The 5,302-nt window shown below is 68.2% G+C and carries 5 protein-coding genes and 1 riboswitch; of the genes, 2 read left to right on the top strand and 3 right to left on the bottom strand.

Going from position 1 to position 5,302, the window contains the following annotated elements; all coding sequences use genetic code 11:
• The 3 genes from ribB to ribD all read right to left on the bottom strand — a co-directional run.
• A partial coding sequence (gene ribB / locus RIT73_RS17160; RefSeq protein WP_309133323.1) for a 3,4-dihydroxy-2-butanone-4-phosphate synthase occupies positions 1-1,322 on the bottom strand: 1,322 nt, incomplete at its 3' end.
• Positions 1,315-2,106, bottom strand: a complete 792-nt coding sequence (locus tag RIT73_RS17165) for a riboflavin synthase (RefSeq protein WP_309133324.1) — start codon at positions 2,104-2,106, stop codon at positions 1,315-1,317. The genes ribB and RIT73_RS17165, both read right to left, overlap by 8 nt.
• A gap of 31 nt (positions 2,107-2,137) precedes the next feature.
• The gene (gene ribD / locus RIT73_RS17170; RefSeq protein ID WP_309133325.1) at positions 2,138-3,208 is read right to left on the bottom strand and encodes a bifunctional diaminohydroxyphosphoribosylaminopyrimidine deaminase/5-amino-6-(5-phosphoribosylamino)uracil reductase RibD; all 1,071 of its coding nucleotides are present in this window, start codon (positions 3,206-3,208) and stop codon (positions 2,138-2,140) included.
• A gap of 117 nt (positions 3,209-3,325) precedes the next feature.
• Positions 3,326-3,455, bottom strand: a riboswitch (FMN riboswitch).
• Positions 3,456-3,562: 107 nt separating this feature from the next.
• Here ribD and RIT73_RS17175 point away from each other — a divergent pair.
• Both RIT73_RS17175 and RIT73_RS17180 read left to right on the top strand, forming a co-directional pair.
• The gene (locus RIT73_RS17175; protein ID WP_309133326.1) at positions 3,563-4,012 is read left to right on the top strand and encodes a MarR family transcriptional regulator; all 450 of its coding nucleotides are present in this window, start codon (positions 3,563-3,565) and stop codon (positions 4,010-4,012) included.
• 107 nt (positions 4,013-4,119) lie between these two features.
• The coding region (locus tag RIT73_RS17180) for an MFS transporter (RefSeq protein ID WP_309133327.1) at positions 4,120-5,302 on the top strand (1,183 nt) is incomplete at its 3' end.

A 5,302-nucleotide genomic window follows, 5' to 3' on the forward strand; every position in this document is an offset into this window, starting at 1 on the left:
TTGGTGGCGAGGTACTTCGAGTTCTCCGGCCGGGCGGGGATCTCGATCGGCACCACTGCCTCGACGGTGATGCCGAGAGCCTCGAGGGCATGTGTCTTCTCGGGGTTGTTCGTCAGCAACCGGATCCGTGTCAGGCCCAGCGCGTGGAGGAACTCCGCTGCGGCCCGGTAGTCACGGATGTCATCGTAGAAGCCGAGCCGGAGATTCGCCTCGACGGTGTCGAGCCCCGAATCCTGCAGGGCATAGGCCTTGATCTTGTTGCTCAGGCCGATTCCGCGGCCCTCATGACCGGTGAGATAGACGACCGCGCCGCCCTGCTCGGCGATCATCTCCAGAGCGAGGTCGAGCTGCTCCCCGCAATCGCACCGGTAGGAGCCGAAGACGTCACCCGTCAGGCACTCCGAATGGACCCGCACGAGCGGAGCCTCCGCCGCCTCAGCGTCCGCGCTCGCTGCCTCACTCCGGTCGAGCCCGGTGTAGACGCCGAGGTGGTCGTGGCCGTCGACGGTGAAGGCGCGGGCGGTGAACGTGCCGTACTTCGTCGGCAGGGGCACCTCGGTGGGCAGGTCCCGGGGCACGGCACTGCGCCCGTCGCCGTCCTCGAGATACTTGACGAGCTGCTCGATCGAGACCATGACCAGCCCGTGCGTGGTCGCGAACTCCCGCAGGGCGTCGAAGCGCATCATCGATCCGTCGTCGTGGACCACCTCGGCGATCATCGACACCGGCTGCGCGCCGGCCAGGCGTGAGAACTCGACTCCGGCCTCGGTGTGGCCCGGGCGTTCGCGCACGCCGCCGGATTTCGCGATGAGCGGGAACACGTGCCCGGGGCGAGTGATCGCGGCTGGGTCGGGCTCGGCCGTGGCCAGTGCCCGGCCGGTCAGGGCGCGTTCGGCGGCGCTGATGCCGGTGGTGACGCCGACGGCGTCGCAGCTGATCGTGTAGGCGGTCCCCTTGGGGTCCTCGTTGTCGGTGACCATGGGCGGCAGCTCGAGCGCGGCCGCGCGGTCGGCCTCCATCGGCGCGCAGATGACGCCGGAGGTGAAGCGGACGAAGAAGCCCATCGTCTCCGCGGTCGCGAACTCGGCGGCGATGATGAGGTCGCCCTCGTTCTCGCGGTCTTCATCATCGACGACCACAATGGGGCGACCGGCCGCGATCTCCGCGATGGCATGCTCGATCGTGTCGAGCTGCCCGCTCGCGCCGAGGTGGTCGTCCGTGACCGATGCGGCGTCGGAGTCAGCGTCCGTGCCGGGCGCAGTGCTGGGGTCAGCGTCCGTGGACTGCGGGGCGCCGAGGCGGGTCGGGGTGGGGTCAGACATAGTCGTTTCCTTGTGCAGAAGGTGTGGCAGAGGTGGTGGAAGCCTGGACTGGTGGAGCCGCCGAGGCGGTGTGGAGGTCCGCAGACGCCGGGGAGCCGGTGAGCGGAGAGATGGTCGGTGTGCGGAATGAGAGCAGGCGGGCGGTGTACTTCGCGAGCACGTCGACTTCGACGTTGACGGGATCGCCCGGGGCCAGTCGGCCGAAAGTGGTGTGGGTCAGCGTGGCCGGGATCAGCCCCACCTCCACCCAGGCTCGGGCCTCGTGGGGCGCGGAGACTGCGGTCAGGGTCAGCGAGACGCCGTTGAGGGCGATGGACCCCTTGACCGCCGTGTAGGGGGCGAGTTCGTGCGGGATCCCGATGCGCAGGATCGACCACTCGGCGTGGTCGTCGCGGTGGAGCAGTTCGCCGCAGCCGTCGACGTGGCCTTGGACGATGTGCCCGTCGAACCGCCCCGAGGCCGGGGTGCAGCGTTCGAGGTTGACCTCGTCGCCGACCTCGAGCGCGCCGATGCCGGTCAGGCGCAGGGTCTCACCCATCACCTCGGCGACGAAGCGCCCCGGAGCAGCGGTGTCCGCCGACTCCGCCGAGGTGTTCGCGTCCGTGCCTGCGGCAGTCCCGCCCGTGCTCCGGATGGAGGTCAGGCAGACGCCGTTGACGGCCAGGGACCCCCCGAGCTCGAGGTCGGCCACGAGGTCGCCTGCGTCGATGGTGACGACGGCCGAGTCGGGGCCCAGCTCGATGGCCTCGACGCGACCGAGCTGTTCGATGATTCCGGTGAACACTTGTCCTCCTTGGTTGAAGCGAAGCGGGGAGTCAGATCGTGAAGTCCGAGGGACTCTGCGCGGACCCGGGTGCGGGCGCGAAGTGCATGAGCACATCGGGTCCCAGCTGGGATACTGCGGGCTGGGCGGTGTCGTCGGGAACGAGGCCGATCGATTCGCTCAGGGACGAGATGTTCAACCCCTCGAGTGACGGACGGCCGGGACCGAGGATCATCGGCGCCTGGTAGCAGAAGATCTCATCGACGACACCGGCGGCGAAGAACGATCCGAGCAGGGTCGGCCCGCCCTCGACGAGGACATGCTGGATGCCTTGGGCATGGAGCTCGGCCAGGGCGGCACGGACATCGCGGGTTCGCACGTGGAGAGTGCCCGGGTTGCGGGCCAGATGGGAGCCGGGAGGCAGGGACGAGACGCCGACGACGACGGGCAGCGGCTGGGTGCCCAGCAGCCTCCCGTGCGAGTCGCGGGCAGTGAGCTTGGGGTTGTCGGACGAGGCGGTTCCGGTTCCGACGATGACCGCGCCGACCCGGGAGCGCAGCAGATGGGCGTGCTCACGGGATTCTCGGGAAGTGATCCACTGGCTCGTCCCGTCAGCGGCGGCTGCGCGGCCGTCGAGGCTCTGGGCGATCTTCGCGGTGACGAAGGGTCGGGCGGCGTTGACGGCGACACGCCAGCGGGCGTTGAGGGCGGCGGACTCCTGACGGCACAGGCCGGAGCGGACCCGGACCCCCACCTCGGCGAGGACTGCTCCGCCTCCGGCGGCCACGTCGTGGGAGTCGGGCAGGGCGAAGACGACTTCGGGGATGCCGGCATCGCGGATCGCCTGCGTGCAGGGGCCGGTGCGACCGTAGTGGGAGCACGGCTCCAAGGTCACGTACAGGGTGGAGGACGTGAGATCGACGCCGAGGCGCTGGGCCTTGGCGATGGCGTCCGCCTCGGCGTGGAGGGCTCCGGCTCCGGCGTGGAAGCCGGTCACCGTCTGCCCGTCGGCAGTGACGATCGCGGCTCCCACCAGGGGGTTCGCACCGCGGTGCCCCTGGCGTGCGGCGTCGAGGGCAGCCGTCATCGCGGCGGTGTCGCGGTCGGAGAATCCGGCTCCCATTGAAAAACCTCCCAGTTCGCAGACCGGGAGGGAGGAGATTGCGGGTGCAATGCACATGGCGACGAGAGCGCCTGGTCGACACTTCGCCAGAAGTGCGCAGCCACGGCGACCGCAGTCGCCATGTTCCTCCCATCCAGACTCTTACTGTCGGTCTCGGAATTCCACCGAGTCAGCCGGCTACACGAAGTGCACCCAGGTCGCGGACTGTCACCGCCGGCACGGAATTTCACCGTCCCCGGAACATGTTGAGCACACATTAGCACGCCCACCCGGGTGGAATCCATGACGCTCGTCACATGGTCCGGAGAGCGCCGATTCTTGCCAAAATACATAGCTAAGTTATATAAATGAGTTATGGAAGATCCGGATCCCCGAGAGCTCGTCTCCCGACTGGTCGTCGTCTCGTCACGACTGACGCGGGCGCTGCGACGTGTCATCGGCAATGAGAGCGATCTCGTCGCACTCAGGGCGCTCGCCGTCGTCGAGCAGTATCAGCCGGTGCGCGTCGGTCACTTCGCGCAGGGTTACCTCTGCTCTCAGCCGGCCGCCACGAAGCTGCTGGCCAGGCTCGAGGCCGAGGGGTATGTCACGCGTACGGCCAGCGAAACCGACCGGCGGGCGTCGCAGTTCTCCCTCACCGAAGCGGGCAGGGACCGGCTGACCGGTCACCGCGCCCTGATGGCCGAACAGATGGAGCCCTACTTCCGGTCGCTGAGCGCCGAGGAGCGCATCAGCGTGAATCGGGCGCTGGGCCTTGTCAGCGAATATCTGGCCGACCAGCACCCGGTGGACCGCGACGAATGACAGGCGGTCAGCACCTGCGCACGAGCGGTCAGCACCTGCGCACGAACAGACCGCACTGCCGAACGAGCAATGAGCACTTACGAACGAGAGGAGTCGGTGGGCCGACGATGAGCGCAACCGAGCACAGCACAGTCACAGGGGGAGATGGGGAATCCATCCTCCGGCAGCCGCGAGCGGTGTGGGCGGTCGCATTCGCCTGTGTCATCGCTTTCATGGGCATCGGCCTCGTCGACCCGATCCTCCCCGCCATCTCCGCCGAGCTCCACGCATCACCCTCGCAGTCGATGCTGCTGTTCACCAGCTACCTGTTCATCACCGGCGGGATGATGTTCTTCACCAGCTTCGTGTCGTCGAGGATCGGGGCGAAGACGACCCTGCTCATCGGACTCATCCTCATCGTCGCCTTCGCAGCGCTCGCCGGGTTCTCCGGCACCGTTGACCAGATCATCGGCTTCCGCGCCGGATGGGGACTGGGCAACGCCCTCTTCATCTCCACCGCGCTCTCGACAATCGTCGGCGCGGCCGCCGGCGGAGCCGAGAAGGCGATCATCCTCTACGAGGCGGCACTGGGGATCGGGATCGCCACCGGCCCGCTGCTGGGTGGATTGCTCGGCGGGATCTCCTGGCGCGGACCGTTCTTCGGCACCGCGGTGCTCATGGCAATCGGCTTCATCGCCATCATGGTGCTGCTGCCCAATGCGGCAGGCGCGAAGAAGCCCGAGCACGTCAAGCTCAGCGCCACCTTCCGGGCGCTGGCCCACCCCGGCATCTGCACACTGGGGATCGCGGCCCTGCTCTACAACTTCGGCTTCTTCGTGCTCCTCGCCTACAGCCCGTTCCCGGTCGAGGCAGCCGCGCGCGCAAAGGGAATCGAGGACTTCGGAGCCATGGGCCTCGGCTGGGTCTTCTTCGGCTGGGGCGTATGCCTGGCCATCACCTCGGTGTTCGGGGCTCCGCTGCTGACGAAGCGCATCGGACGCCGCCGCAGCCTCGTCGTCACCCTCATCGTCCTCGCCGCTCTGCTCGCGGCGATGGCGTTCCTCGTCGAATCATTCGTCGGGATCATCGTCTGTGTGATCGCCGCGGGCCTGCTGCTCGGCGTCCTCAACACCGTGTTCACGGAATCGGTCATGGAGGTCAGCGAACTGCCGCGCCCCGTCGCCTCAGGCACTTACTCGGGGGTGCGGTTCCTCGGCGGCGCTGTCGCCCCGATGGTGGCCGGCTCCGTCTCCGAGTCGATCAGTGCGGGAGCGCCCTATCTCTTCGGCGCCGGTGCCGTGCTCGCCTCGG

It is taken from the genome of Brevibacterium sp., from assembly GCF_031179145.1.
Lineage (GTDB): Bacteria > Actinomycetota > Actinomycetes > Actinomycetales > Brevibacteriaceae > Brevibacterium.